This is a genomic window from Microbacterium sp. CCNWLW41, assembly GCF_037083505.1.
The window spans coordinates 1-25,320 of record NZ_JBAOJP010000014.1 but is presented as its reverse complement, the minus strand read 5'-3'; the positions used below and the strand labels follow the sequence as shown (position 1 = coordinate 25,320).

General features: G+C 71.7%; 19 protein-coding genes. 14 read left to right on the top strand and 5 right to left on the bottom strand.

All coding sequences use genetic code 11. The annotated features are described in order from the left end of the window. Positions 1-7: 7 nt before the first annotated feature. Positions 8-1,615, top strand: coding sequence for a bifunctional phosphoribosylaminoimidazolecarboxamide formyltransferase/IMP cyclohydrolase (gene purH / locus V6R91_RS33435; RefSeq protein WP_067243811.1), 1,608 nt, complete (start codon positions 8-10; stop codon positions 1,613-1,615). A gap of 35 nt (positions 1,616-1,650) precedes the next feature. Here purH and V6R91_RS33430 read toward each other — a convergent pair whose 3' ends face one another. Further along, positions 1,651-2,082, bottom strand: a complete 432-nt coding sequence (locus V6R91_RS33430) for an Lrp/AsnC family transcriptional regulator (RefSeq protein ID WP_067243816.1) — start codon at positions 2,080-2,082, stop codon at positions 1,651-1,653. A gap of 123 nt (positions 2,083-2,205) precedes the next feature. On the opposite strand from V6R91_RS33430, the gene V6R91_RS33425 reads away from it, so the two are divergent. The 8 genes from V6R91_RS33425 (at position 2,206) to V6R91_RS33390 (ending at position 12,959) form a co-directional block, all read left to right on the top strand. Next, positions 2,206-3,243: an ornithine cyclodeaminase gene (locus V6R91_RS33425; RefSeq protein WP_336398910.1), complete on the top strand. Its 1,038-nt coding sequence runs from the start codon at positions 2,206-2,208 to the stop codon at positions 3,241-3,243. Continuing rightward, complete coding sequence (gene ctlX, locus V6R91_RS33420) at positions 3,240-4,166, top strand: citrulline utilization hydrolase CtlX (RefSeq protein ID WP_336398909.1); 927 nt, start codon at positions 3,240-3,242, stop codon at positions 4,164-4,166. Before V6R91_RS33425 ends, ctlX begins: the two co-directional genes overlap by 4 nt. A 35-nt stretch (positions 4,167-4,201) precedes the next feature. After that, positions 4,202-5,656 (top strand): amino acid permease, encoded by a 1,455-nt coding sequence (locus V6R91_RS33415; RefSeq protein WP_219086469.1) that lies wholly within the window; start codon positions 4,202-4,204, stop codon positions 5,654-5,656. A gap of 106 nt (positions 5,657-5,762) precedes the next feature. Continuing rightward, on the top strand, positions 5,763-7,289 hold the full coding sequence (locus V6R91_RS33410; RefSeq protein WP_336398987.1) for an AlkA N-terminal domain-containing protein: 1,527 nt from the start codon (positions 5,763-5,765) through the stop codon (positions 7,287-7,289). 14 nt (positions 7,290-7,303) lie between these two features. Continuing rightward, positions 7,304-7,804 carry a methylated-DNA--[protein]-cysteine S-methyltransferase gene (locus tag V6R91_RS33405; RefSeq protein WP_219086470.1) on the top strand — a complete coding sequence of 167 codons (501 nt, stop codon included), beginning with the start codon at positions 7,304-7,306 and terminating at the stop codon, positions 7,802-7,804. Positions 7,805-8,309: 505 nt separating this feature from the next. Continuing rightward, positions 8,310-10,211: an ABC transporter ATP-binding protein gene (locus V6R91_RS33400; RefSeq protein ID WP_336398908.1), complete on the top strand. Its 1,902-nt coding sequence runs from the start codon at positions 8,310-8,312 to the stop codon at positions 10,209-10,211. Next, the gene (locus tag V6R91_RS33395) at positions 10,208-12,022 is read left to right on the top strand and encodes an ABC transporter ATP-binding protein (RefSeq protein WP_067243796.1); all 1,815 of its coding nucleotides are present in this window, start codon (positions 10,208-10,210) and stop codon (positions 12,020-12,022) included. Before V6R91_RS33400 ends, V6R91_RS33395 begins: the two co-directional genes overlap by 4 nt. A 64-nt stretch (positions 12,023-12,086) precedes the next feature. Then, positions 12,087-12,959 carry a hypothetical protein gene (locus V6R91_RS33390; RefSeq protein ID WP_336398907.1) on the top strand — a complete coding sequence of 291 codons (873 nt, stop codon included), beginning with the start codon at positions 12,087-12,089 and terminating at the stop codon, positions 12,957-12,959. Between the two features lie 125 nt (positions 12,960-13,084). On the opposite strand, the gene V6R91_RS33385 is transcribed toward V6R91_RS33390, so the two are convergent. Beyond that, complete coding sequence (locus tag V6R91_RS33385) at positions 13,085-13,546, bottom strand: GNAT family N-acetyltransferase (protein WP_336398906.1); 462 nt, start codon at positions 13,544-13,546, stop codon at positions 13,085-13,087. 128 nt (positions 13,547-13,674) lie between these two features. Here V6R91_RS33385 and V6R91_RS33380 point away from each other — a divergent pair, with 128 nt between their 5' ends. Continuing rightward, positions 13,675-15,894, top strand: coding sequence for an NADP-dependent isocitrate dehydrogenase (locus V6R91_RS33380; RefSeq protein ID WP_336398905.1), 2,220 nt, complete (start codon positions 13,675-13,677; stop codon positions 15,892-15,894). An 83-nt stretch (positions 15,895-15,977) separates the two neighbouring features. Here V6R91_RS33380 and V6R91_RS33375 read toward each other — a convergent pair whose 3' ends face one another. From V6R91_RS33375 to V6R91_RS33365, 3 genes are all read right to left on the bottom strand, one after another. After that, entirely contained in the window at positions 15,978-17,477 is a 1,500-nt protein-coding gene (locus tag V6R91_RS33375; protein WP_336398904.1) for a L,D-transpeptidase family protein, read from the bottom strand. Between the two features lie 164 nt (positions 17,478-17,641). Beyond that, complete coding sequence (locus tag V6R91_RS33370; RefSeq protein ID WP_231821384.1) at positions 17,642-18,082, bottom strand: hypothetical protein; 441 nt, start codon at positions 18,080-18,082, stop codon at positions 17,642-17,644. 65 nt (positions 18,083-18,147) lie between these two features. Beyond that, a complete protein-coding gene (locus tag V6R91_RS33365; RefSeq protein WP_067248955.1) occupies positions 18,148-18,558 on the bottom strand; it encodes a RidA family protein in 411 nt (136 codons plus the stop codon). Positions 18,559-18,711: 153 nt separating this feature from the next. Here V6R91_RS33365 and V6R91_RS33360 point away from each other — a divergent pair, with 153 nt between their 5' ends. The 4 genes from V6R91_RS33360 to nagB all read left to right on the top strand — a co-directional run bounded on the left by V6R91_RS33360 (position 18,712) and on the right by nagB (position 25,155). After that, a complete protein-coding gene (locus V6R91_RS33360) occupies positions 18,712-22,014 on the top strand; it encodes a family 20 glycosylhydrolase (RefSeq protein ID WP_336398986.1) in 3,303 nt (1,100 codons plus the stop codon). A gap of 74 nt (positions 22,015-22,088) precedes the next feature. Then, a complete protein-coding gene (locus V6R91_RS33355; protein WP_336398903.1) occupies positions 22,089-23,330 on the top strand; it encodes an ROK family transcriptional regulator in 1,242 nt (413 codons plus the stop codon). Positions 23,331-23,420: 90 nt separating this feature from the next. Then, a complete protein-coding gene (locus V6R91_RS33350) occupies positions 23,421-24,383 on the top strand; it encodes an ROK family protein (RefSeq protein ID WP_336398902.1) in 963 nt (320 codons plus the stop codon). Continuing rightward, positions 24,376-25,155: a glucosamine-6-phosphate deaminase gene (nagB, locus tag V6R91_RS33345; protein ID WP_271061306.1), complete on the top strand. Its 780-nt coding sequence runs from the start codon at positions 24,376-24,378 to the stop codon at positions 25,153-25,155. The genes V6R91_RS33350 and nagB overlap by 8 nt, the downstream gene beginning before the upstream one ends. Positions 25,156-25,320 lie beyond the last annotated feature (165 nt).

Genomic DNA, 25,320 nt, shown 5'->3' with positions numbered 1-25,320 from the left:
CCCCCTGATGGCCGGCCCCCGCCACGACCCGTCGCTGTACCGCTCCCGTGACGCCGTCCCGATCCGTCGCGCGCTCGTCTCGGTGAGCGACAAGACCGGTCTGCTGCCGCTGGCCCAGGCCCTCGCGGACGCGGGCGTGGAGATCGTCTCGACCGGGTCCACCGCGGCCACGATCCGCGAGGCGGGGCTGGCGGTGACGGACGTCGCCGAGGTGACCGGCGTCGCGGAGATGCTCGACGGGCGGGTCAAGACGCTGCACCCGAGCGTCCACGGCGGGCTGCTGGCGGACCTGCGCCTCGAGGACCATGAGCGCCAGCTCGCCGAGCTCGGCATCGCGCCGTTCGAGCTCGTCGTGGTCAACCTCTACCCGTTCGTCGAGACGGTGGCTTCCGGAGCCGAGGGCGACGACGTGGTGGAGCAGATCGACATCGGGGGCCCGGCAATGGTCCGCGCCGCCGCCAAGAACTACGCCAACGTCGCGATCGTCGTCTCGCCGGAGTCCTACCCCGCGATCATCGACGCCGTGGGCGCGGGGGGCACCTCCCTCGTCCAGCGCCGCGAGCTGGCCGCGCGCGCGTTCTCCCACACGGCCACGTACGACTCGGCCGTGGCCCAGTGGTTCACGGAGGGGACGCTCGGCGACGGCGAGGACCTTCCGGCCCACCTGACGATCAAGGCCGAGCGCTTGGCGACGCTGCGCTACGGCGAGAACTCCCACCAGCGCGGGGCGATCTACACGCGCGTCGGCGGGCACGGCATCGCGCAGGCGACCCAGCTGCAGGGCAAGGAGATGTCGTACAACAACTACGTCGACGCGGACGCCGCTCTGCGCGCCGCGTACGACATGGTGCTGCCGGCGGTCGCGATCATCAAGCACGCGAACCCGTGCGGCATCGCCACGACCGCCCCGAACGCCCTGGACCCCATCGCCAGCGCGCACCTGCGCGCGCACGAGTGCGACCCGGTGTCGGCCTACGGCGGCGTGATCGCGGCCAACGGGACGGTCACGCTGAAGATGGCGGAGAACCTCAAGGACATCTTCACCGAGGTCATCGTCGCGCCCGCGTTCGAGCCGGCCGCGCTGGAGGTCTTCAAGGCCAAGAAGAACCTCCGTCTGCTGCAGCTTCCCGAGGACTGGCAGCAGGAGCGCATGGACGTGCGCCTCGTCTCGGGGGGCCTGCTCCTCCAGGATGCCGACCGGTTCCCCGACGACATCTTCTCGGTCGCGAAGAACTGGGAGCTGGTGTCCGGTGAGCGCCCGGACGAGGCCGAGATGGAGAACCTCATCTTCGCGTGGAAGGCCTGCCGCGCGGTGAAGTCCAACGCCATCGTGCTCGCGAAGGGGAACGCCACGGTCGGCGTCGGCATGGGCCAGGTCAACCGCGTGGACTCGTGCCGTCTGGCGGTGGAGCGGGCCGGTGACCGCGCCGCGGGCTCGGTCGCGGCATCGGACGCGTTCTTCCCCTTCGCCGACGGTCCCCAGGTCCTCATCGACGCGGGGATCACCGCGATCGTGCAGCCCGGCGGATCCGTGCGCGACGGCGAGGTCGTCGACGCCGCGCGCAAGGCCGGCGTCACGATGTTCTTCACGGGCGAGCGCCACTTCTTCCACTGACGCCTCGTCGGCTCCGCCCCACCCGGGCGTCGCGCTCAGGGTGTGGCGGAGCTCAGGAGGATGCTCGTCTCGCTGTCGCGGATCCCCTCGATCCCGCGGATGGTGCCGAGGGTCGCGTCGAAGGACGCGAGGCTCTCGCAGCTGATCTCCGCGACGAGGTCCCAGCGGCCGTTCGTCGTGTGCAGCGCCGCGATCTGCGGGACGCCGCGCAGGCTCCGGATCACGTCCCCGGTGTTGCGGCCCTCGACCGCGATGAGCATGATCGCGCGGACCACCGACGCGGCGGCCGGGTCGCGCACGCGCACGCTGAAGCCGACGATCACCCCGTTCTCGGTCAGCCGGCGCATGCGGCTGTCGACGGTCGCCCGGGTGACCCCGAGGGTCCGGGAGAGGTCGGCCACGGACTCCCGCCCGTTGGCGCGGAGCAGCGACAGCAGCCGCCGGTCGAGGTCGTCGAGATCCTGCATGAGCACAATGTATGACATCACTGCGCATAGTGGTTAGCCAGTCGTAGAAATGATCCACACTGCTGATTGAAAGCGATGACGACCGCCTCTTACCGTGGAGGGACCGAGGAGAAAGGGGGCGGGATGGTCCGCTTCGTCGACGTGCCGAACATGCAGCGCTGGGTGATCGACACCGGGATCGAGACCGCGATCGCCGGGATCGCCGGGACGATCGAGGAGGATTTCCGCCGCTGGCCCGCGTTCGACAAGACCGCGCGGGTCGCGAGCCACTCGGACGTCGGCGTCATCGAGCTCATGCCGATCAGCGACGACCGCACGTACGGCTTCAAGTACGTCAACGGGCATCCGACGAACCCGGCGCGAGGGCTGCAGACGGTCACCGCCTTCGGCGTCCTCGCGGACGTCGACAGCGGGTACCCGACGCTGTGGGCCGAGATGACGATCCTCACGGCGCTGCGCACCGCCGCGACCTCCGCGGTCGCCGCCCGGGTGCTCGCACCGGCCGGCGCCACGACCATGGCCATGATCGGCACCGGCAGCCAGTCCGAGTTCCAGGCGCTGGCCTTCCGGCGCCTGCTCGGGATCGAGCGGCTGCGGATCTGGGACACGGACCCCCACGCCATGGACGTGTTCGAGCGCAACATCCGCCCGCTCGGGTTCGACGTCGTCCGTGCCGACAGCGCGGCCGGCGCCGTGCGCGGCGCGGAGATCATCACGACCTGCACGGCCGACAAGGCGTACGCGACCATCCTCACCGACGACATGGTCGTCCCCGGCGTGCACGTGAACGCCATCGGCGGGGACTGCCCAGGCAAGACCGAGCTCGACGCGGCGATTCTGCGGCGCGCCGACGTGTTCGTGGAGTTCCCCCCGCAGACGCGGATCGAGGGGGAGATCCAGCAGCTCGCGGCGGACCACCCGGTGACGGAGCTCTGGCGGGTGCTGCGCGGAGAGGCCGCGGGCCGTACCTCGCCCGACCAGATCACGGTCTTCGACTCCGTGGGCTTCGCCCTGGAGGACTTCTCCGCCCTGCGCCACCTCGCCGCGGCCCTCGACGGCACCGACTACTACGCGGACGTCGACCTCATCGCCGATCCGGCGGATCCCAAGGACCTGTTCGCGCTCGTGGCCGCCGGCGCGGCGGTCGGGGCCCCGGTGTGAGCGCGATCTCGGCGCAGGCGCCCCGTGCCGTGGTCATGGTGCGCCCGCATCGGTTCCGCCCCAACCCGCAGACCGCCGCGGACAACTCCTTCCAGCAGACCGCCGACCACGACGTGGCCCGTGCCGCGTACGACGCGACGACGCGGGTCGCGGACGCTCTGACGGAGGCGGGGGTCGCGGTGCACCTCTTCGAGGACACCGGCGACGCGCACCCGGACAGCGTCTTCCCGAACAACTGGTTCTCCACCCACGCAGGCGGCCGCGTCGCCCTGTACCCCATGTACGCGCGGAACCGGAGGGGGGAGCGCCGGGCGGACGTCATCGACTTCCTCAAGCAGACCTACCGGGTCCAGGAGGTCATCGACTACTCCGGGCTCGAACAGGACGACCTGTTCCTCGAAGGCACGGGGGCGATGGTCCTCGATCACGTCTCACGGATCGCCTATGCGGTGCGCTCGCATCGCTGCGACCCGCTGCTGGTCGAGCGGTTCTGCACGGTGTTCGGTTACGAGCCCGTCGTGTTCGACGCGGTCGACGCCGAGGGGACGGCGATCTACCACACCAACGTGATGATGTGCATCGGGACCGATGTCGCGCTGGTCGGCGCGGAGACGATCGTCCCCGCGGCGCGGCGGGAGGAGATCGTGCGCCGGATCGAGGAGAGCGGCCGCACGGTGGTCCGCCTCACCCACGAGCAGGTCGCCTCCTTCGCGGCGAACGCGATCGAGCTGCGCGGCAGGGACGACGAGCGGGTGCTGGCCATCTCGGCCACCGGTCACGCCGCCCTCACCGCGTCTCAGCGCCGCGCGATCACGGAGTCCTGCCGCCTGCTCCCGGTCGACGTGGGGCCGATCGAGCTGGCAGGAGGGTCGGTCCGCTGCATGGTCGCGGGGATCCACCTGGATCCCCGGGGTACCCTCTGAAGGCTCCCCGTTCCGCATCACGAAGGAGTGAGCGCATGACCGTGAAGACCGAGCCGACGACCGGCGAGGGGCTCGCCCGCGGGCTCAGCAACCGCCATCTGCAGCTCATCGCCATCGGCGGCGCGATCGGCACCGGCCTGTTCATGGGGTCCGGGAAGATGATCAGCGTGACCGGACCGGCGGTGCTGCTGGTCTACCTCGTCATCGGCTTCATGATCTTCTTCGTCATGCGTGCGCTCGGGGAGCTGCTGCTGTCGAACCTCCACTACAAGAACTTCGGCGACATCGCCAAGGACATGCTGGGGCCGTGGGCGGGCTTCTTCGTCTCGTGGACCTACTGGTTCTCCTGGGTCGTGGCCTGCGTCGCCGACATCATCGCCATCACCGGGTACGTGAAGTTCTTCAACCCCGCGATCCCGGCCTGGATCCCCGCGCTGATCGCCTGTGTCGCGCTGACGCTGCTGAACCTGCAGCCGGTGAAGTACTTCGGCGAGGTCGAGTTCTGGTTCGCGCTCATCAAGATCATCGCGATCCTGGCGCTCATCGTCACCGGGATCGTCCTCATCGCCACGGGCTTCCAGAACCCGGACACCGGGACGTCGGCATCGGTCGCGAACCTCTGGGAGCACGGCGGGCTGTTCCCGTTCGGCCTGAGCGGGTTCATCCTCGGCTTCCAGATGGGGATCTTCTCGTTCATCGGCGTGGAGCTCGTCGGCACGGCCGCCGCCGAGACCAAGGACCCGCGGCGCTCGCTGCCCAAGGCGATCAACTCGATCGTCGTGCGGATCCTGATCTTCTACATCGGGGCGCTCGCCATCATCATGAGCATCACCCCGTGGGACCGCATCAGGCCGGACGAGAGCCCGTTCGTCACGACACTGCTCTACGCCGGTCTCGGGATCGCCGCGGTCGTCATCAACCTCGTGGTCCTCACCTCGGCCGCCTCCAGCGCGAACTCGGGGATCTACTCCGGAACGCGCATGCTGTTCGGGCTGTCCCAGGACGGCCACGCCCCGCTCGCGTTCGCGACGACGAACCGACGCGGAGTGCCGCTGCGCTCGGTGTTCTTCACGTGCGTGTTCCTGTTCACGGCGGTCCCGCTGCTGTTCGCGGGGGACGGGGTCGTCGCGGCCTTCACGTTCGTCTCCTCGGTGTGCGCGACGCTCGTGCTGTTCACCTGGGGGTCGATCGTCGTCAGCTACATCGTCTACCGCCGCAGACACCCCGAGCGGCACGCGGCGTCGCGGTTCCGGATGCCGCTGTCCCGGGTCACCCCGTGGATGGTGCTCGGGTTCTTCGTCTTCATCGCGGCCACGCTCGTGTTCGGCGAGGACACGCGCCTGCCCTTCCTCGCCACGCCCGTCTGGTTCGTCCTGCTCGCGATCCTGTGGCAGCTGCGCAAGCGGCGCCTGCTGCGGGAGGGCAGACCCCTCACCGCCCCGATCCCGACGACGCGGCACGCCCTGGACGACGAGGCCGGCCCCGCCTAGCCGCCCGAGTCACCGCGCACCGCGATGTCCGATTTCCGCGAGCAGGCGGTTTTCGGACATGCCAGGCTGGACGCATGCGATGCACTGGACGACCGACGAGGACACGATGAGCCTCCCGGTGATGACCTTCGACGAGCGATACCGTGCGATCAGCGCCCGGGACACCCGCTTCGACGGCCAGTTCGTGACGGCGGTGCGCTCCACGGGGATATACTGCCGGCCTAGCTGCCCGGCGCGCACGCCCAAGCCGGCGAACGTGACGTTCTTCCCGACGAGCGCGGCCGCCCACGAGGCGGGCTACCGCGCCTGCAAGCGGTGCCTCCCCGAGGCCGCGCCCGGCTCTCCCGCATGGAACGTGCGCGGCGATCTCGCCGCCCGGGCGATGCGGCTGATCGCCGACGGGGTCGTCGAGCGGGAGGGGGTCCCCGGCCTCGCCCGTCGCCTCGGATACTCGAGCAGACACCTCACGCGGCTGCTTGCGGCGGAGCTCGGCGCCGGGCCTCTGGCGCTCGCTCGCGCCCACCGTGCCCACACGGCGAGGATGCTCCTCGTCGGGACCGACCTGCCGATCTCGGATGTGGCCTTCTCCGCCGGGTTCGCCAGCGTTCGTCAGTTCAACGACACGGTGCGCGAGGTCTTCGGGCTCGCGCCGGGAGAGCTGCGCGCCCGGCGCCCGGCGCCGGGCCGCGGCGCGGATGCCGCCGCCCGCGCCGCGTCGGCTCCGGGTGAGATCGAGCTCGTCCTCCCGCACCGCGAGCCGTTCGACGCGGACGGCCTGTTCGCGTGGATGCGGGCCAGGGCGCTTCCGGGCATGGAGGTGGCGGGGGAGGAGTCCTTCGCCCGCCACGTCCGGCTCGACGCGGGGCCGGCCTGGTTCGAGCTGCGCCGGGCGGCGGACGGCCGGATGCGCCTGCGCGCCCGGCTGACTCACCTCTCCGATCTCGCGCCCCTCGTCGCGCGCGCCCGGCGCCTGTTCGACCTGGATGCGGACCCGCAGGCCGTGGACGCCGCGCTCGCCGGCCACGCCGAGCTCGCCCCGCTGGTCGCGGCGACTCCGGGCATCCGGGTCCCCGGTGCGATCGACGCGCACGAGATGCTGATCCGCGCCATGATCGGCCAGCAGATCACGGTCGCGGCAGCGCGAACGGCGCTGACGGCGCTCGCCGACGCGCTCGGCGAGCGGGTCGGCGAGGGCGATTACGCCGGGGTGCTCTTCCCGACGATGGCGGCGATCGCAGAACGCGGCGCCGAGGTGCTGCGCGGACCTGCGGCCCGCATCCGCGCGGTGACCGGGACCGCGGCGGCGCTCGCCGACGGGTCGCTGACGCTGACGCTCGGCGACGACGGCGCCGAGCAGCGCGCCGCCCTCCTGGCCATGCCCGGGATCGGCCCGTGGACGGCGGACTACGTGCGGATGCGCATCCTCGGCGATCCGGACGTCGTCCTTCCCGGGGACGTGGCCGTCCGCTCCGGTGCGGCCGTCGCCGGGATCCCCGCGGACCCGGCCGGCCTCGACCGCTGGGCCGCCCGCACGGCGCCCTGGCGCAGCTATCTGACCGCTCACCTCTGGCGCGCGGCGCCGGTCCGGCCGACGCGCCGTGCGTCCGCCTCGTCCGACCCCGTCCGCGCATGACGAAAGGAACGTCCATGTCCGCTTCCATCGAGACCGTCGACACCCCCGACGGCGCCTTCACCATCCTCTCCGACGACGCGGACCGCGTGCTCGTCGCCGGCTGGAGCGCCGATCGCGACCGCATCCTGGCCCGCCTCTCGCCCGCGCACCGCCCCACCGACGTGCGGGTCCGCGAGGGCGGCTCGGCCGCCGGCGAAGCCGTTGCCGCCTACTATGCGGGCGAGCTCGCCGCGATCGACGACGTGCCCGTGAGCCAGTACGGCACGGGTCTGCAGCGCGCGGGGTGGGACCTGCTGCGGCGCATCGTCCCGGGCGAGCCGCTGACCTACACGGCTTTCGCCGCCGAGCTCGGGAACCCGCGCGCGGTCCGTGCCGCCGCGTCGATCTGCGCCCGGAACGCGCCCGCGCTGTTCGTGCCGTGCCATCGCGTGCTGCGCACGGACGGATCGCTCGGCGGGTTCGCCTGGGGGCTCGACGTGAAGGAGCGGCTGCTCGCCCGGGAGGCCGCCCGCTGACGGATCCCGTCGGTCGTCGAGCGAGCGCGGCGAGTCGAAACATGGTCGTTGACCCGGGCTGGGCGCGTTTCGTCTCGTCGCTGCGCTCCTCGCTCAACGACCGGTGGTGGGAGTTTCGGTCGTTGAGTGAGCGGAGCGAGTCGAAACGTGGTGACCCGGGTTGGGCGCGTTTCGTCTCGTCGCTGCGCTCCTCGCTCAACGACCGGCGGATCCGGGCCGATCGGGAATTCCTGTTGCTTTCAGCCGGTTCCCAGCAATAGGCTGGTGGGCTGTCGCGCCGACCGGCTCGATCATGCCGAGCTCCAGGAGGATGTCATGCCCACGATCACCCTTGCGTCGATCACCCGCGATGTCCTCGCCCCGGCCTACGCTCCCGTTCAGGGCTCCGTCATCCTCGTTCTGGGATAGAGCCTCCGCCGCACGGCCTGCGTCATTTCTCGCGGATGCATCGCATCCGTCGTTCCCCCTTCCCCTCCTCCGTTCGTCATCGTCGCTGCTGAGAATCATGTCTTCCACGTCTTCGTCGTCCCTGTCCACCACTGCCGCGCTCTGGCGGCTGAAGCCCTTCATCGCCCCGATCATCGGCCGGCTCGTCGGCGGCGCCCTGAGCGCGCTCGGCGCGGCCGTCATCGCCCTGATGATCCCGATCGTGCTCGAACAGATCGTGCGCGGCCCCGTCCAGTCGGGTGAGCCGTGGCCGATCGCGCTGGGCGCCCTCGTCATCCTCGCCCTGGGCGTCGGCGAGGCCGTCATGGTGTGGCTGCGCCGCTGGTTCGTGCTGACCCCGGCCACCGAGGTCGAGTACCAGATGCGCTCGGAGCTCTACGCGCGCCTGCAGACGCTGCCCGTGGCCTTCCACGACCGCTGGGGCTCGGGCCAGCTGCTGAGCCGGATGATGCAGGACATCAACCTCATCCGACGCTGGATCGCCTTCGGCATGATCCTGCTGGTCGTGAACATCCTCACGATCGTCATCGGCGCCGTTCTGCTGTTCCAGTGGCACTGGCTGCTGGGCACGATCTTCCTCGTGACGGGCGTCCCGATGTGGATCCAGGGCTACCTCTTCGAGAAGCGCTACGGCGTGCTGACCCGCCGGAGTCAGGACCAGGCCGGAGACCTCGCCACGAGCGTCGAGGAGAGCGTGCACGGCATCCGCGTCCTGAAGGCGTTCGGTCGGGGCCGCCACGCCCTGCGGCGCTTCAGCTCCCAGGCGGAGACGCTCCGCGAGACGGAGATGAGCAAGGCCCGTGCGGTCGGGACCATCTGGTTCTGGCTGGACCTGATGCCGCAGGTCGCGTTCGGCCTGAGCCTGCTGTCGGGCATCTGGCTGATCTTCCAGGGCGCGATCGAACTGCCGCAGCTGTTCGCGTTCTTCGCGATGGCGACGGTGCTGCGCTGGCCGATCGAGTCGATCGGGTTCCTGTTCTCGTTCCTGCTGGACGCGCGCACGGCGACCGACCGGGTGTTCGAGATCTTCTCCGAGACGAACACGATCACCGACCCGGAGACGCCGCAGACGATCCGCGATCCGCGCGGCCGGCTGGCGTTCGAGGGGGCGCACTTCCGCTACCAGGACGCCCGCGACGGGGAGCGCGATCTGCTCGACGGCATCGACCTGGTGCTGGAGCCCGGCGAGACCATGGCGCTGGTGGGGCTCACCGGCAGCGGGAAGACCACGCTGACCACGCTGCCGGCTCGTCTCTACGACGTGACGGGCGGGCGGGTGACGCTCGACGGCGTCGACGTCCGAGACCTCACCCTGACCGAACTGCGCACGCACGTCGCGATGGCCTTCGAGGACGCGACGCTGTTCTCCGCGACGGTCCGGGAGAACGTCCTGCTGGGGCGTGCGGACCTGGAGCTGCACAGCGAGGAGGCCGAGCGCGTGCTGCGCGAGGCGCTGGAGGTCGCGCAGGCCGGGTTCGTCGACACCCTCCCGGAGGGCACGGAGACGGTCATCGGAGAGGAGGGGCTGAGCCTCTCCGGCGGCCAGCGCCAGCGTCTGGCGCTGGCGCGCGCCGTCGCTGCAGCCCCGAAGGTGCTGGTGCTGGACGACCCGCTGTCGGCGCTGGACGTCGACACCGAGGCCCTGGTGGAGGAGGCCCTGCGCCACGTCCTCGCCGAGACGACCGCCCTCATCGTGGCGCACCGCCCGTCCACCGTCGCGCTGGCGGACCGGGTCGCGCTGCTCGAGCGCGGTCGGATCACCGCCGTGGGCACGCACACCGAGCTGCTGCGCACGAGCGCGCACTACCGTCACGTGATCTCCAGCCTGGAGGCCGAGGAGGCCGTGCGCACCGGGGCGATCCCGATCGTCGGGGGCGAGCCCCCGGTCGCCACGGACGCGGTCGAGGACGCCGCCGACGAGAACGAACAGACCCTCACCGAGAAGGAGGTGCAGGCATGACCACCGCGATCACCGGAACACGGGACGAGGACCGCTCCCAGCTCACGCGGGAGGAGAGCCGCGCGATCCGCCGTCGCTCCTTGCGGCTGCTCGGCTCGCTGATCCACCCGCTGCGGGTGCGGATCGCCATGGCCGCGATCGTCCTCGTGGTGTCCACCGCCTTGCAGGTGTCCGGGCCGATCCTCATCGGCATCGGGCTGGACCGCGCACTGCCCGCGCTCCTGGAGAGCGCGAGCTGGGGCCCGACGATCCTCGTGAGCGTCGTCTACCTGTTCGCGGGGCTCACCGGCTCCGCGCTCATCGGCTGGTACGTCGTGATGGCGGCCCGGATCACCCAGGCGGTGCTGCTGGACCTGCGCAAGCGCATCTTCCTGCACACCCAGCGGCTGAGCCTGGAGTTCCACGAGTCCTACACATCGGGCCGCATCATCTCGCGGCAGACGAGCGACCTGGACTCGATCCGCGAGCTCCTCGACGGCGGACTCAACAACCTGGTCTCGGGCGTGCTCTTCGGCGTGTTCACCTTCATCGCCCTCGTGATCGCGGACTGGCAGTCCGGCGTGATCCTGGCCGTGGCGGGGATCCCGCTCGTCCTGCTGATGCGCTGGTTCTACACCCGCTCGCAGGTGGTGTACCGCGAGTCGCGCGTCGTCAGCGCGAAGGTGATCGTGCAGTTCGTCGAGACGATGACCGGCATCCGCGCCGTGAAGTCGTTCCGCAAGGAGCCCCGCAACGACAAGACGTTCCGCCGCCTCGCGGGGGACTACCGCGACGTCAACCGCCGGTCGATGGTGCTGTTCGGGACGTTCGAGCCCGGGCTGATGGGCGTGGCGGCATTGACGCTGGGCCTGGTCGTCCTCTGGGGCGGGATCCGGGTGTCGACCGGCGCCCTCGGCGTCGGCGTCCTGCTGTCGGCGGTGCTGTACGTGCGCAACTTCTTCGCGCCGATGCAGGAGATCGCCATGTTCCTGAACTCCTACCAGTCGGCCACCGCCGCGCTGGAGAAGGTCTCGGGCGTGCTCGAGGAGGAGCCGAGCGTCCCCGATCCGGACAAGCCCGTCGACCTCTGGGAGGCGCGCGGTGCGATCCGCTTCGACGCGGTGACCTTCGGGTACAACGGCGACAAGACGATCCTGCCGAACTTCTCGCTGGACATCCCCGCGGGCCAGACCGTGGCGCTGGTGGGCACCACGGGCGCGGGCAAGTCGACCCTCGCCAAGCTCGTGTCGCGGTTCTACGACCCGACCGAGGGCGCGGTGACCCTGGACGGCGTGGACCTGCGCTCGCTGCACCCCAAGGACCTGCGCCGCGCGATCGTCATGGTCACCCAGGAGGCCTACCTGTTCAGCGGCACGGTGGCGGACAACATCGCCCTCGGCAAGCCCGACGCGACGCTGGACGAGATCCGTGCCGCCGCCAGGGCAGTGGGCGCCGATGCGTTCATCGAGGCGCTCCCGGACGGCTACGACACCGACGTGAACAAGCGCGGCGGGCGCGTCTCGGCCGGGCAGCGCCAGCTCATCTCCTTCGCGCGCGCGTTCCTCGCCGACCCGGCAGTGCTGATCCTCGACGAGGCGACGGCATCGCTGGACATCCCGTCCGAACGGCTCATCCAGGAGGCGCTGCAGACGCTGCTGGCGGACCGGACCGCGATCATCATCGCCCACCGCCTGTCGACGGTCGCGATCGCGGACCGCGTCCTGGTGATGGAGCACGGACGCATCATCGAGGACGACGCCCCCGCCGCGCTCATCGCGGGCACGGGCAAGTTCGCGCAGCTCCACGCGGCGTGGCAGCAGACGCTGGTGTGATCGTCGTCGGCCGGGTCGCGTCCGCGCGGCTCGGCCGACGGGGCGGATCGGTAGGCTCGACGGTGTGGATCCCTTCTGGGCGGTCGCCGCGGAGTTCTGGTGGACCGCGCCGGTCGTCGCCGGCGCGGGTGCCGTGAGCGCCTTCGGGATCCGCCGCCTCCGGACACCCGGCGGTCGGCGGCTCGCGTACGACGCCGCCCGGCTGGATCTGCAGGCGGCGCAGAAGGAGGCCACCGCCGCCCGGCACGACGTACGGGTGGCGCGCGCAGAGCTCGCCCGGGCACTCGCCGAACGCACGGCGGGCCGGCTCGGTGCCGCCGAGGTCGCCGAGACGCGGCGGCTCGTGCGTGAGGCGGAGCGCGCGGCGAAGGCGTCCGCGGCGGCCGTGCGGGCACGCCGCGCGCAGCTCGACGCCGCCCGGGCGGGCCTGGCCGGCTCGGTCCCGCCCGATCAGCTCCCGCTGCCTCGGACCATGGCCCAGCACGACGCGGTCGTGGCGCGCTGGATGCAGTACGAGACGGATCCGGCGCGCGCCATCGCCTTCCCCTCCATGACCGATGCCCGGGAACCTGCGACCGCGGCCTTCCTGGCGGCGCTCGACGATGCACGTCGCACGCGTCCGGATGCCGCGGGCCGGGTGACGCCGGCGGAGTACGCCGCCTATCGCGATGCGGTGGGGGCCGCGGAACGCGCGTTCGCGATCGCGGAGCGCACGGCGCAGGCCCGCGCGGGCGGGCGCGACCCCGAGGACGTGCTCCGCGAGGAGCGCGCGGCGGGGTGGCAGGACGCCGCGCAGCAGATGATCGCGATGTCCGCCGACGCCCTGGATCGCGCGGCCGGTGCGGCGGCGTCGGCGTTCGCGGCCTGGAACGAGCGGAGCCGCCGCGGCCGCGAGGACGAGGACGAGGACCGGGGACGCGGGCGGCGCCCGCGCTGAGACGGAGGAAGGCGACGGGGCCTCGGTGGGGGAGGGGGATCCGAAGCCCCGCCGCCGGTCTAGTGGATCACACTGCCGGGTGATCGGGGATCACGCCGCGCGGTGCGGTTGTTCGCGCTCGGCGATCAGTCCTGCGGGACACGCGCCTCGGCGATGACCTCGCCGTACTCGGTCTCGCCCACCGGGGTGAAGCCGACCCGGTGGAAGAACGCCTCGGGGCCGTTCTCCCCGGCCTCGTAGATGACGTCGACGTGGTCGAAGCCGCGAGCCCGCGCCTCCGCGATCAGGTTCTCGACGGCGAACCGGCCGACGCCGCGACCCTGGTCGTCCGCGTCGACGTTGATCCGCCACAGCACCGAACGGAAGTGCTCCTCCGGTGCCTCGGGGTCGAAGTTGGCGCTGACGAACCCGACGACCTCGTCGTCGTCCAGGACGACGCGCTGCCAGGAGGTCTGCGGGTTCATCACGGTGGCGGCGATCCCGTAGGACACGGGGGCGAGGAACTGCTCCTGGCCCGGCTTCAGGGACAGGTTGTTCACGGCGACGATCGTCGAGGCGGACAGTTCGACCAGGCGCAGTTCCGTCATGGACCCAGGCTAACCCCTCCCGGTCCGCCGGAGACAGGGTTGTCCGAACTCGGAGGAAGTTCATGCCGGGGGCCGCTCAGGTATCTTGGTATCGAGACAAATGACCTCGTGAGACGGAGAAGAACCCGGTGACCGACGACGCCATCATCTACACGTATACGGACGAGGCACCGGCTCTGGCCACGGCCTCGCTCCTGCCGATCGTCCGTGCCTTCGCGCACCAGGCCGGCGCCGACCTGGAGACCCGCGACATCTCGCTCGCCGGGCGCATCCTTGCCGCCTTCCCGCAGCAGCTCTCGCCCGAGCAGCAGGTCGGCGACGCGCTGGCCGAGCTCGGCGGGCTCGCGACCCTGCCCGAGGCGAACATCATCAAGCTGCCGAACATCTCCGCGTCGATCCCGCAGCTGAAGGCCGCGATCGCGGAGCTGCAGGAGAAGGGCTACGACGTGCCGGACTACCCGGACGAGCCCGCCACCGTCGAGGAGAAGGACGTGCGCGCGCGCTACGACCGGATCAAGGGCTCCGCGGTGAACCCGGTGCTGCGCGAGGGCAACAGCGATCGCCGTGCGCCGCTGGCCGTCAAGAACTACGCCAAGAAGCACCCGCACCGCAACAAGCCGTTCGCCGAGGGCTCGAAGACCCGCGTCGCGACGATGGGCCACGACGACTTCAAGCACAACGAGCGTTCCTGGGTCGCCGCGCACGACGACGTCCTCTCCTTCCGCCACACCGCGAAGGACGGCACCGTCACGATCCTCAAGGAGGGGCTCAAGGTCCTCCCGCGCGAGATCATCGACGCCACGTTCCTCTCCGCGAAGGAGTTGGACGCGTTCCTCGCCGAGACGCTCGAGGCGGCCAAGGCCGACGACGTGCTCTACTCGGTGCACCTCAAGGCCACCATGATGAAGGTCAGCGACCCGATCATCTTCGGCCACGTGGTGAAGGCGTTCTTCGCGGACGTCTTCGACCGGTACGGCACGCAGCTCGCCGAGGCCGGACTCAGCGCGAACGACGGTCTCGGCTCGATCCTCGCGGGTCTCGCGAACGTCGCGGGCGGCGAGGAGATCGCCGCGGCGTTCGACAGCGCGATCGCTCAGGGCCCGCGCCTGTCCTACGTGAACTCCGACAAGGGGATCACCAACCTCCACGTGCCGAGCGACGTGATCGTCGACGCATCCATGCCGGCCCTGGTCCGCAACGGCGGGAAGCTCTGGGGCAAGGACGGCGAGGAGGCCGACACGATCGCGGTCATCCCCGACTCGTCGTACGCGAGCGTCTACCAGGCAGTGATCGACGACGTGATCGCGAACGGCCCGCTCGACCCCGCCACCATCGGCACGGTCCCGAACGTGGGTCTCATGGCGCAGGCGGCCGAGGAGTACGGCAGCCACGACAAGACGTTCGAGATCGCCGCGGACGGCATCGTCCAGGTGCTCGACAGCGAGGGCACGGTCCTCATCGAGCACGAGGTCGGCAAGGGCGACATCTGGCGCGCGACGCAGACCAAGCACATCCCGGTCATGGACTGGGTCAAGCTCGCGGTCACCCGCGCCCGCGCCACGGGCGCTCCGGCGGTGTTCTGGCTCGACGCCAACCGCTCGCACGACGCGCAGATCATCGCGAAGGTGCACCAGGGTCTCGCGACGCTCGACACCAAGGGCCTGACGATCACGATCCTCGCCCCGGAGGAGGCGACGCGGTACACGCTCGCCCGCATGCGTCACGGCCTGGACACCATCTCGGTGACCGGAAACGTGCTGCGCGACTACCTCACCGACCTGTTCCCGATCCTCGAGGTGGGCACGAGCGCCAAGATGCTCTCGATCGTGCCGCTGCTCGCCGGCGGCGGGCTGTTCGAGACCGGCGCGGGCGGCTCGGCCCCCAAGCACGTGCAGCAGCTCGTGGAGGAGAACTACCTGCGCTGGGACTCGCTGGGCGAGTTCTTCGCGCTGGCCGCCTCGCTGGAGCACTACGCGGATCGCACGGGCAACGAGAAGGCGCGGATCCTCGCGACCACCCTCGACGCCGCCACCGGCACGTTCCTCGAGGAGGACCGCTCGCCCGGGCGCAAGCTCGGCACGATCGACAACCGCGGCAGCCACTTCTACCTGGCCCTCTATTGGGCGAAGGAGCTGGCGGCGCAGACCCAGGACGCCGAGCTCGCCGCGGCCTTCGCCCCGGTCGCGGAGTCCCTGAGCCGGCACGAGGACGAGATCGTCTCCGAGCTGGTCGCCGTGCAGGGCAAGCCCGCTGACATCGGCGGCTACTACCGCCCTGACGCGGACAAGGTCGATGCGGTGATGCGCCCCTCGGCGACGCTGAACGGGATCATCGACGCGCTGGCCTGAGTCGCCGGACACGAGGAAGGGCGGGGGCTTCGGCCCCCGCCCTTCCTCGTCCTCTGCACCGCGCGCGGCGGTGCGGAGGGCGATCAGTAGTGGACGTTCACCTCGACGCCCTCGGGCGACCAGTTATACAGCCACTGGGCCGCGTCCTCGGGCATGCCCACGCAGCCGTGGCTCATGGGCGTGCCCCAGTTGCTGTGCCAGTAGACGCCGTGCAGAGCCTCGTCGCCGTTGAAGTACATGACCCACTTCACGTCGGGCTGGAAGTAGTAGGGCGCCTTGGTGGTGTCCTTGTTGCCCATGTCCTGGCTGGAGAGCTTCCAGTTCACGGCGTAGTTGCCGGTCTGGGTGGCGAACTCGTCGCGCCCGGAGGACACCGACCAGGAGTTCACCGCGTTGCCGTTCTCGACCGCGGTGACCGTCTGGGTCGCGAGGTTGACGTCGATCACACGGTGCCGGTTGTCGGCGGTGAACGGCACCTCCTTGACCGGGAGGGTGAAGACGCCGTTCGCATCCTTGGCGAGCTGGTTCGCGAAGTCCGCCGCGACGTGGGACGTGTCTCCCAGCTCGCGGCCGTTGACCCCCTCGGTGACGGTGTCGAGGACCTCGCCGGCCGAGTTCACGATCGCCTCGGCGTTGACCGGTGCGCGGTTGACGACTCCGGGCAGGGAGTCCACGGTCTGCTGGATGGCGGCGCGGTCCACGTCCACCTGGAGCTCGCCGTCGACCGCCGACACGGACAGCCAGCGGGCGGCGACCTCCGGAGCCACGGGCACGGTGCGCTCGGTGCCGACGTAGAAGCCGACGGTGCCGAGCATGGCGTTGAGCGAGTCGGCGAACGCCTGGGCGTCCTTCTGGGTGACCGGGGGCTCCACGGTGGTGGGGCCGGCGTCGAAGGTCACGCCCTTGTCGCCCGCGGCGACGGCCTCGGCGAACGCGGCCGACAGCGCGGGCACGTCGATGCCGGTGCCGTTCTCGCCGGGGGTGGTCGTGTAGGTCTTGGATGCGGGGTCGAAGACGACGGAGGCGTCGACGGCGGCCGTGTACGAGGATGGCACCTCCGCGCGCAGCACCCGGTCGGTCGTGGTCGGATCCAGCTCGACGTCACCGGCGACGGGATCGGGCAGCCACGACGTGACGTTCCACATCGGGTGCGCGGCGAAGGCCGCCTCCGCGAGACCCTGGGCGTCGATGCGCGCACCGAGGTCGGAGCCGCTGACGGTGATGTCCTTGTCCGCCCCGGTCAGGGTCACGTCGATGTCGGAGACCCGGGCGCTGAGGGCCTCGGCCGCGGCGCCGACGGTCATGCCGCCGATCGGGACTCCCGCCACGGTGACGCCCGGGGCGATGAGGATCGTGGAGGCGGCACCCGCGCCGAGCGCGAGCACGCCCACGCCGAGCCCGATCCACAGGCCCAGGCGCCGCTTCTTCCGCGGCGGCTCAGCGGGCGCCCACTCGACGGGGCGGTCGCCGCCCGATCCGGCAGTGCTGTCGGTCGACGCGCCGTCGGCGGCGGAGGATGCCGACACGGAATCACCGACCCGCGTCGTGTCGGTCGCCGGCTGCTCGGTCGCGAGATCCGTCATGTTCACACCCCCCGTGGTCCCCTGACCACTTCTTGCTCATGGTACGCGACCGTGGTAACGGAAAGGCAACGGAAGGCTGAGTCGTCTCGATGCCGCGACGGGCTCCGAAAGCGGCGTCGCCCCCGGGATCACGGGGATCCCGGGGGCGACGCGGTCAGGTCCGCTCAGCCGGTGCAGACGTCGGTGAACGCCTTCAGGTGCTCGGTCATCGAGGTGGAGACCGTGCCCAGCTCGCCGGCGGCGGTGGGGTCCTGGTCGACGAACGCCTTCGTCAGGAGCTCGCCGAGCTTGGCGTAGTCGGCGGCGAGGGGCTCGACGGCCGCCTTGACGTCGGCGTTGCCGACCTCGGCGACGGCGGCGCTGAGCTTGTCCGCGATCTTGGTGACGGAGTCGACCGAGGCCTGGGGGTCGGTCGCCGCGGTGCCGAGCAGCGAGGCGATGTCGCCCGTGTCCTCCGCGAGCGCCGAGGTGACGGTCTTGCACGCGTCCGCGACGCTCTGGCCCGCGGGTGCTGTGCCTGCGCCGGTGCCCGAGCCGCCGGCGCAGGCGGTCAGCCCGAACACGGTCGCGCCGGCAAGGGCGAGGACGGTGAGACGACGGTTCATGAGAGTTCCCCCTGGGTCAGCGGTGCGGCGGGTGACGCCGACGCACAGTCAAGCACAGCCGGGGCTCAGGCGGGGTCGACGACGGCGAGCGCGTCGATCTCCACGAGCATCTCCTCGCGGGGGAGGCCGGTGAAGACGGTGGTCCGCGAGGGGAGGACGCCACTGGTGGTGTGGGCCGTCACGAACGCCCCGTACGCGTCGTTCATGATCGCGAAGTCCTCGCGCTTGGTGAGGTAGACGCGCAGCATCACGACGTCGTCGAAGCTCGCTCCGGAGGCCTCGACGATGGCCTTGACGTTCTCCAGGGTGCGGGTGGTCTGGGCGGCGACGTCCCCGGGGTACAGGTACTCGTTCGTCGCGGGGTCGACCGGGCCCTGGCCGGACACCTGGACGATCGGCCCCTTGCGGACGCCCTGGGAGAAGGTGTGGGCGGGAGCGGGGGCGGCGTCGGTGGAGACACGGGTCTTGGCAGTCATGGCCTCCAGCCTAGGTCGTCGACGCACGGGACACGGACCGCGGCCACGGCCGGATAGCGTGGTGCTGTGAGCCTCGACACCCCCCGTCCCCGGGCCGCGAGCGCATCCGCGCGCCCGCAGAGCCTTCCGCTGGATCCGCACGACACGGAGCCGCTGAATCTGAGCGCGGTGCTCGCCGCGGAAGGGCGCACGCGGGTGTACCGCGGCGCGACCGTCGTCGACGGCACCGGGGCGCCGCGCGTGGTGGCGGACGTGTTCGTGGAGGGGGAGCGGGTGGTGGCGGTGCGTCCGCCGGCGGCCGATCCGGGCGCGTCGACCTCACCCGAGGGGCTGCCGGTCGGCACCGTCGAGGTCGAGGCCGCCGGGCTCGTGCTCGCACCGGGCTTCATCGACATGCACGCGCACAGCGACCTCGCCGTCACCGCGGGCGCCGCGCACACCGCCAAGCTGCTCCAGGGCGTGACCTGCGAGGTCATCGGGCAGGACGGGCTCGGCTACGCTCCGCTCGACGAGGCGTCCGCCCCGATCGTGGCGGCGCAGATCGCGGGCTGGAACGGTCGGCCGGAGACGGTCGCGGCGCGCTCCATGGACGCGTTCCTCACCGAGATCGACGCGCGGACGGCGGGCGACGTCGCGGTGCTCGTGCCGCAGGGCAATCTGCGGATGATGGTCGTCGGACACGAGAACCGCCCGGCGACGGCGCAGGAACTCCGCCGGATGGGGGAGATCCTCGAGGAGTCGCTCGACGCCGGGGCGTTCGGCATGTCGAGCGGCCTCACCTACACGCCGGGCATGTACGCCGACACCGCCGAGCTCGAGCACCTGTGCCGGATCGTCGCGGAGCGCGGCGGATACTGGGCTCCGCACACGCGCAGCTACGGCGCGGCCGCCCTGGACGCCTTCGCCGAGGCGCTGGACATCGGCCGTCGGACGGGATGCCCGATCCATCTCACCCACGCGACGATGAACTTCGCCCCGAACCGCGGCCGCGCCGACGAGCTGCTGGCGCTCGTGGACGCCGCGCTCGAGGACGGCGTCGACGTCACGCTCGACACGTATCCCTACCTCCCGGGCGCGACGACCCTCTCCGCTCTGCTGCCGAGCAGGCTGGCGGCCGGCGGGGACGTCGTGGCGGCGGTCGCGGCCCTCGACGACGCCGGGCGCGAGGCGGTGCGCGTGGAGCTGGAGGAACAGGGCTCCGACGGGTTCCACGGCGAGCGGGCGGACTGGACGGCGATCGAGGTCTCCGGAACCGCGTCCGCGGACCTCGCCGGGCTCGTAGGGCGGACCATCGCCGAGATCGCCCAGAGCGAGGGGCGCCGGGCGGTCGACGTCGTCCTGGACACCGTCGTCGCCGACGGCGGCGCGACCGGCGTGCTCATGCACATCGGCGACGAGGGCAACGTGCGCGCGATCATGCGCCACCCGCGTCACACCGGCGGCAGCGACGGGATCCTCGTGGGCGCCAAGCCGCACCCCCGTGGGCACGGCACGTTCCCGCGCTATCTCGGGCACTACGTCCGGGAGCTCGGCGTGCTCACGCTCGAGGAGGCGGTCCGGCACCTGTCGGGCACCCCGGCCGAGCGGCTCGGGCTGCACCGCGGCGACGCGCCGCGTGGGGTGATCCGCGCCGGCGCCACCGCGGACCTGGTGCTCTTCGACCCCGACACCGTCGCCGCCGGCGCGACCTTCGACGATCCGCGCGCAGCGCCGGTCGGCATCGTCGAGGTACTGGTCGGCGGGGTGCCCGTGGTGCGCGACGGAGTGCCCACGGGGGCGACCCCGGGGCGTGCGCTGCGGATGGCGCCACCCGCCCACCGCGCGACCGTCCCGCTGATCGACGCGGTCGGCATCGATCCGCAGTCCGAGCCCTTCCGGTGGACTCCGGCGACGCCGGTGCGCTCGGACGACGCCCTCGGCGGGATCGCCCGCATGCTCGAGGGGACGCAGCCGCGCCCGGAGGCGGCGCCCATCGTGCTCGTCGTCGACCCGCAGGTCGGCGCCGATGCCGAGCGGAACGGGCGCGTCGGGGCGGAGGCGTTCCGGATCACCGTGGCGGCGTCCGGCGTCGAGGTCCGCGGAGCGACGCCCGCGGGGGTGTTCCGCGGCGCGACGACCCTGCGCCAGCTGCGGGATCCCGACACCGTCCAGGGACGGATCCCCGCCGGGACGTGGGAGGGGGCGCCGGCATACGCGTGGCGCGGACTGATGCTCGACGTCGCGCGTCACTTCCGCCCCGCCGCCGACATCCGCCGCCTGCTCGACCAGCTCGCCGCCCTGCACCTGAACGTGCTGCACCTGCACCTGAGCGACGACCAGGGATGGCGGTTCGAGGTCCCCGGGTACCCGCGGCTCACCGAGGTGGGCGCCCGGCGCGAGGCGACGCAGCGGGGGCACGGACCGGAGGCGACGGTCGAGCCGGGTGTGCACGAGGGATTCTTCACCACCGCGGAGCTGCGCGAGCTCGTCGCCTACGCCGCGGAGCGGTTCATCACGATCGTCCCCGAGGTGGAGCTGCCCGGTCACGTGCAGGCTGCGCTCGCGGCCTACCCGGAGCTGGGCAACCTCGATGTGGCCCCGGCGCCGGACGGCCCGTGGGAGCGGTTCGGGGTGAACCCCCGCGTCCTCGCCCCGACCGAGGAGGCGCTCGCCTTCGGGCGTGCGGCGATCGACGCGCTGTGCGACGTCTTCGACTCGCCGTGGATCGGGATCGGCGGTGACGAGGTGCCGACCACGGAGTGGGCGCAGAGCCCGGCGGCGCAGGCGCGGATGGCGGAGCTCGGACTGACCGGGCCGGCCGCGGTGCAGCCCTGGTTCACCCGCGCCTTCGCGGATCACGTCCGGGCCCGAGGGCGGAGCGCGCTCGCCTGGGACGAAGTCCTGGAGGGAGAGGTGCCGGACGGCACTCGGGTGCTCGCGTGGCGCGGTCCGGTGGCGCTCGCCGACGCCCTGCGGCGGGGCATCGAGGTGGTGGCGTGCCCGGACCTCGAGGTGTACCTCGACTACCGCCAGTCGGAGTCCCCGGACGAGCCGGTGCCGGTCGGTCCGCCGCTCACCCTGGAGCACGCCTACACGCTGACCCTCCCGGAGGGGGTGCAGGGCGGCCAGGCGAACGTCTGGACCGAGCACCTGCCCACGCGCGACCGAGTGGACTTCGCCGTGTTCCCCCGCTTGCCGGCCATCGCCGAGCGGCTGTGGCGCGGCGGACGACCGGGGGAGTACGCCGGGTTCGCCCGCCGTGTTCCGGTGGCGCTGCGGCGCCTCGCCGCCGCCGGCGTCCGGTATCGACCGCTGGACGGCCCGGCTCCGGATCAGCGGAGGCCGGGCATCCCCGGCAAGCCCATCAGCGTCGAGCGGCGGGCGGAGATCGTCGCCGGTCTCGTCGCCGGGATCCTGGACCGGGCGGCCGCGGAGGAGGAGCCCGCGCGCTGGCCCGCGGACGGACCCATCCAGTAACGTTTCGATAACCCTGCGCGAATCGCGGGAGGTCAAGGTTGCGCCACTTTTGTTCGTAAGGTCTACTAACAAACATGCCCGTGTCGGATGATCAGCACCCTTCCGGGAACTCGGTTCCCGGACAAGGCTCGGTCGCGCGCCCATCCGTCGCAGGAGGCGTTCCGGATCCGGTCTTCGCCCCGGATCCGCACGCGTTCGGATCCGCGCGTCAGCTGCGCCCGCGGGGCAAGGTGCTGCCGGAGCACGCGCGCGGGCACAACCGGTCGCTCGTGCTGCAGACCCTGTACCACGCGGGCGCGATGAGCCGGGCGGACCTGTCGCGCGTGACCGGACTCACGCGCGTCACGATCTCGGACCTCGTCTCGGAGTTCATCGCCGACGGCATCGTGGTCGAGAAGGGCATCCGTGAGACCACCGGCCCCGGAAAGCCCCCGATCCTCGTCGACATCGATCGAGGAGGACACCGCATCGTCGGGCTGGACCTGTCCGGCCCCGGCGTCTTCGAGGGCGCCCTGCTGAGCCTGGACGGCGAGGTCGTCGTGCGGCGGGAGGTCCCGCGGCCGGAGGGAGGGGAGGCCGCGTACGAGGCCATCCGCGCCCTCGCGGCGGAGCTCGTGGGCCTTTCGGAGGTGCCGATCCTCGGCGTCGGCGTCGGGGCGCCCGGGATCGTCCGTCCCGACGGCGTCGTGCTGAGCTCGCCGAACCTGGGCTGGACGGACTTCCCGCTGGAGCGACTGCTCGGCGCCGCGCTGGACCTGCCCGTCCTCGTCCGCAACGACGCGAACGCCGCCGTGCTCGCGGAGTACACGTTCGGGGCGGCGCGGTCGGACATGCTGCTGGTGAAGATCGGGCGCGGTGTGGGTGCCGGCCTCATCTCCGGCAGTCAGCCCCTCGTGGGGAGCCGCTACGCCGCCGGTGAGATCGGTCACGTCGTGGTGGGCACCGACGGCGGACCGCGATGCGTCTGCGGCAAGGACGGATGCCTGGAGGCCTGGCTGAGCGCGACGAATCTCCGCGCCCGGCTCGCCGAGGCTCCTGACGACGACGCGCGGGACGGAGTCCTCCGGGATGCCGGCACGCGCCTGGCGGTCGGGATCGCCCCGATCGTGGCGGCGCTGGACCTCTCCGAGATCGTGCTGTCCGGTCCCGCGGAACTGCTTGACGGCATCCTCCTGGACGCCACGCGCGCGACGCTGCACGCGAGGACGCTCGCCGGGGTGTTCGACGACATCGTCATCCGTCTCACGGCCCAGGAGGACATCGTGCTGCGCGGCGCCGCGGTCATGGTGCTCTCGGGGCAGCTGGGAGTGTCCTGACGTGTCGGATGCCCGTTCGCACCGCGACCGCGTGGTCGCGCACTGATGGCCGCGTCTGCGCAGACCGGCTCCAAGGAGGATGCCCGGTCGATGAGACTCGGTCTTGACGTCGGCGGTACCAAGACGGACGCGGTCGCGCTCACCCCCGACGACGCCGTCGCGGCGCGCGTGCGGATCCCCACCGGGTGGGGCAAGAACGCGGTGGTCTCCACCGTGCTCGCGGCGGTCGACCGCCTCGTCGAGGAGGGCGGCTTCGCCGCGTCCGACGTCTCCTCCGTGGGAATCGGGATCCCGGGGCTGGTCGACGCGGAGGGCGGGCGGGTGTTGCACGCCGTGAACCTCGGTGTCGAGGAGCTGGACCTGGCCGCTGCGGTCGGTGCCGCCCTGGGCGTCGCCGTCGCGGTGGAGAACGACGTCAAGGCGGCGGCGCTCGGAGCCGGCGCGCTCCGCGGGGACGCGCGGTCGATGGCCTATCTGAACCTCGGCACGGGCGTCGCGGCGGGGATCGTCGTGGACGGTCGCCTGTGGCGAGGCGCGCGCGGGACCGCCGGCGAGATCGGCCATCTCTCCGTCGACCCGCAGGGTCGCGTGTGCGGCTGCGGGCAGCGCGGCTGCATCGAGACGCTCTGCGGGGGCGGCGCGGTCGCCAAGGCCTGGGGGCGACCGGGTGCGCTCCCCATCCGGGACGTGTTCGACGCCGCCGAGCAGGGCGACCCCCTCGCGCAGGAGCTGAGGGAGGGCATCGCCTACGGGACGGCTTCCGCGATCCGCGCTCTCGTGCTCGGCGTCGACGTCGACACGGTCGTCATCGGCGGCGGCATCACAGCCCTCGGAGACCGGCTCCGCGACGACGTCGTCGCGCGCCTGCGTCAGGAGGCCGCCGTGTCACCGTTCCTCCGGTCGCTGCGGCTGGATGAAAGGATGGAGCTGTTGCCCTCCGGATCCTCGGCGGCGGCCTGGGGAGCCGCGCTGATCGGTGCGGCGCACGTCACGAGCGGAACCGTCGGTGCCGCGCAGAGTCATCACGAAGAGGGAGCGCAGGTCCATGGCTGAGGTCGTCATCGTCGAGAGCAAGGAGCGCGCCGGCGCGCTGGTGGCCGACGAGATCGCGGAGCTGATCGTCTCCCGCCCCGATGCCGTGCTGGGCCTGGCGACCGGGTCGACGCCGCTTCCCGTGTACGAGGCGCTGCGCGCCCGGCTCGCGAGCGTCGACGTGTCCCGCGTCCGCGGCTTCGCGCTCGACGAGTACGTCGGCCTGGACCCGGCCCACCCCGAGAGCTACCGCTCCGTCATCACCCGCGAGGTCGTCGAGCCGCTCGGGCTCGACCCGGCGCTCGTGCATGTGCCGAACGGCGCCGAGGACGGCATCGCGCACGCGGGTCCCGACTACGAGGCGCGGATCGCCGAGGCGGGCGGCATCGATCTGCAGCTGCTCGGCATCGGGACCGACGGGCACATCGGCTTCAACGAGCCGGGCTCCTCGTTCGCGTCCCGTACGCGGGTCAAGACGCTCACGGAGCAGACGCGGGAGGACAACGCGCGCTTCTTCGACTCGCTGGACGACGTGCCGATGCACTGCATCACGCAGGGGCTCGGAACGATCCTGGAGGCGCGCCACCTCGTCCTCCTCGCCTTCGGCGAGGGCAAGGCGCAGGCCGTGGCCGACGCGGTCGAGGGACCGCTCTCGGCGTTCCTGCCCGGGTCCGCGATCCAGCTGCACCCGCACGCCACCGTCGTCGTGGACGAGGCGGCGGCATCGAAGCTCAAGCTCGCCGACTACTACCGGTGGACCTTCGCCCACAAGCCCGCCTGGCAGGGGATCTGACCCGCGGGGTGCGGCCGGTATTCGGTCGTTGAGCGAGGAGCGCAGCGACGAGTCGAAACGTGGTGACCCGGTCTGCGGCTTGGTGCGGCCGCTGCGCGATGGCCTCGTCCGTCGCGCGGTCCCCCGCCGTCCTTCGGTCGGCTCCCGCCAGGCCCGATGCCGGCG

Bases quoted from the DNA above. Each gene is read 5' to 3' on its own strand.
- purH (WP_067243811.1), top strand. From the start codon at position 8: ATGGCCGGCCCCCGCCACGACCCGTCGCTGTACCGCTCCCGTGACGCC.
- V6R91_RS33430 (WP_067243816.1), bottom strand. From the start codon at position 2,082: ATGCAGGATCTCGACGACCTCGACCGGCGGCTGCTGTCGCTGCTCCGC.
- V6R91_RS33425 (WP_336398910.1), top strand. From the start codon at position 2,206: ATGGTCCGCTTCGTCGACGTGCCGAACATGCAGCGCTGGGTGATCGAC.
- V6R91_RS33415 (WP_219086469.1), top strand. From the start codon at position 4,202: ATGACCGTGAAGACCGAGCCGACGACCGGCGAGGGGCTCGCCCGCGGG.
- V6R91_RS33410 (WP_336398987.1), top strand. From the start codon at position 5,763: ATGAGCCTCCCGGTGATGACCTTCGACGAGCGATACCGTGCGATCAGC.
- V6R91_RS33405 (WP_219086470.1), top strand. From the start codon at position 7,304: ATGTCCGCTTCCATCGAGACCGTCGACACCCCCGACGGCGCCTTCACC.
- V6R91_RS33400 (WP_336398908.1), top strand. From the start codon at position 8,310: ATGTCTTCCACGTCTTCGTCGTCCCTGTCCACCACTGCCGCGCTCTGG.
- V6R91_RS33395 (WP_067243796.1), top strand. From the start codon at position 10,208: ATGACCACCGCGATCACCGGAACACGGGACGAGGACCGCTCCCAGCTC.
- V6R91_RS33385 (WP_336398906.1), bottom strand. From the start codon at position 13,546: ATGACGGAACTGCGCCTGGTCGAACTGTCCGCCTCGACGATCGTCGCC.
- V6R91_RS33375 (WP_336398904.1), bottom strand. From the start codon at position 17,477: ATGACGGATCTCGCGACCGAGCAGCCGGCGACCGACACGACGCGGGTC.
- V6R91_RS33370 (WP_231821384.1), bottom strand. From the start codon at position 18,082: ATGAACCGTCGTCTCACCGTCCTCGCCCTTGCCGGCGCGACCGTGTTC.
- V6R91_RS33365 (WP_067248955.1), bottom strand. From the start codon at position 18,558: ATGACTGCCAAGACCCGTGTCTCCACCGACGCCGCCCCCGCTCCCGCC.
- V6R91_RS33355 (WP_336398903.1), top strand. From the start codon at position 22,089: ATGCCCGTGTCGGATGATCAGCACCCTTCCGGGAACTCGGTTCCCGGA.
- V6R91_RS33350 (WP_336398902.1), top strand. From the start codon at position 23,421: ATGAGACTCGGTCTTGACGTCGGCGGTACCAAGACGGACGCGGTCGCG.
- nagB (WP_271061306.1), top strand. From the start codon at position 24,376: ATGGCTGAGGTCGTCATCGTCGAGAGCAAGGAGCGCGCCGGCGCGCTG.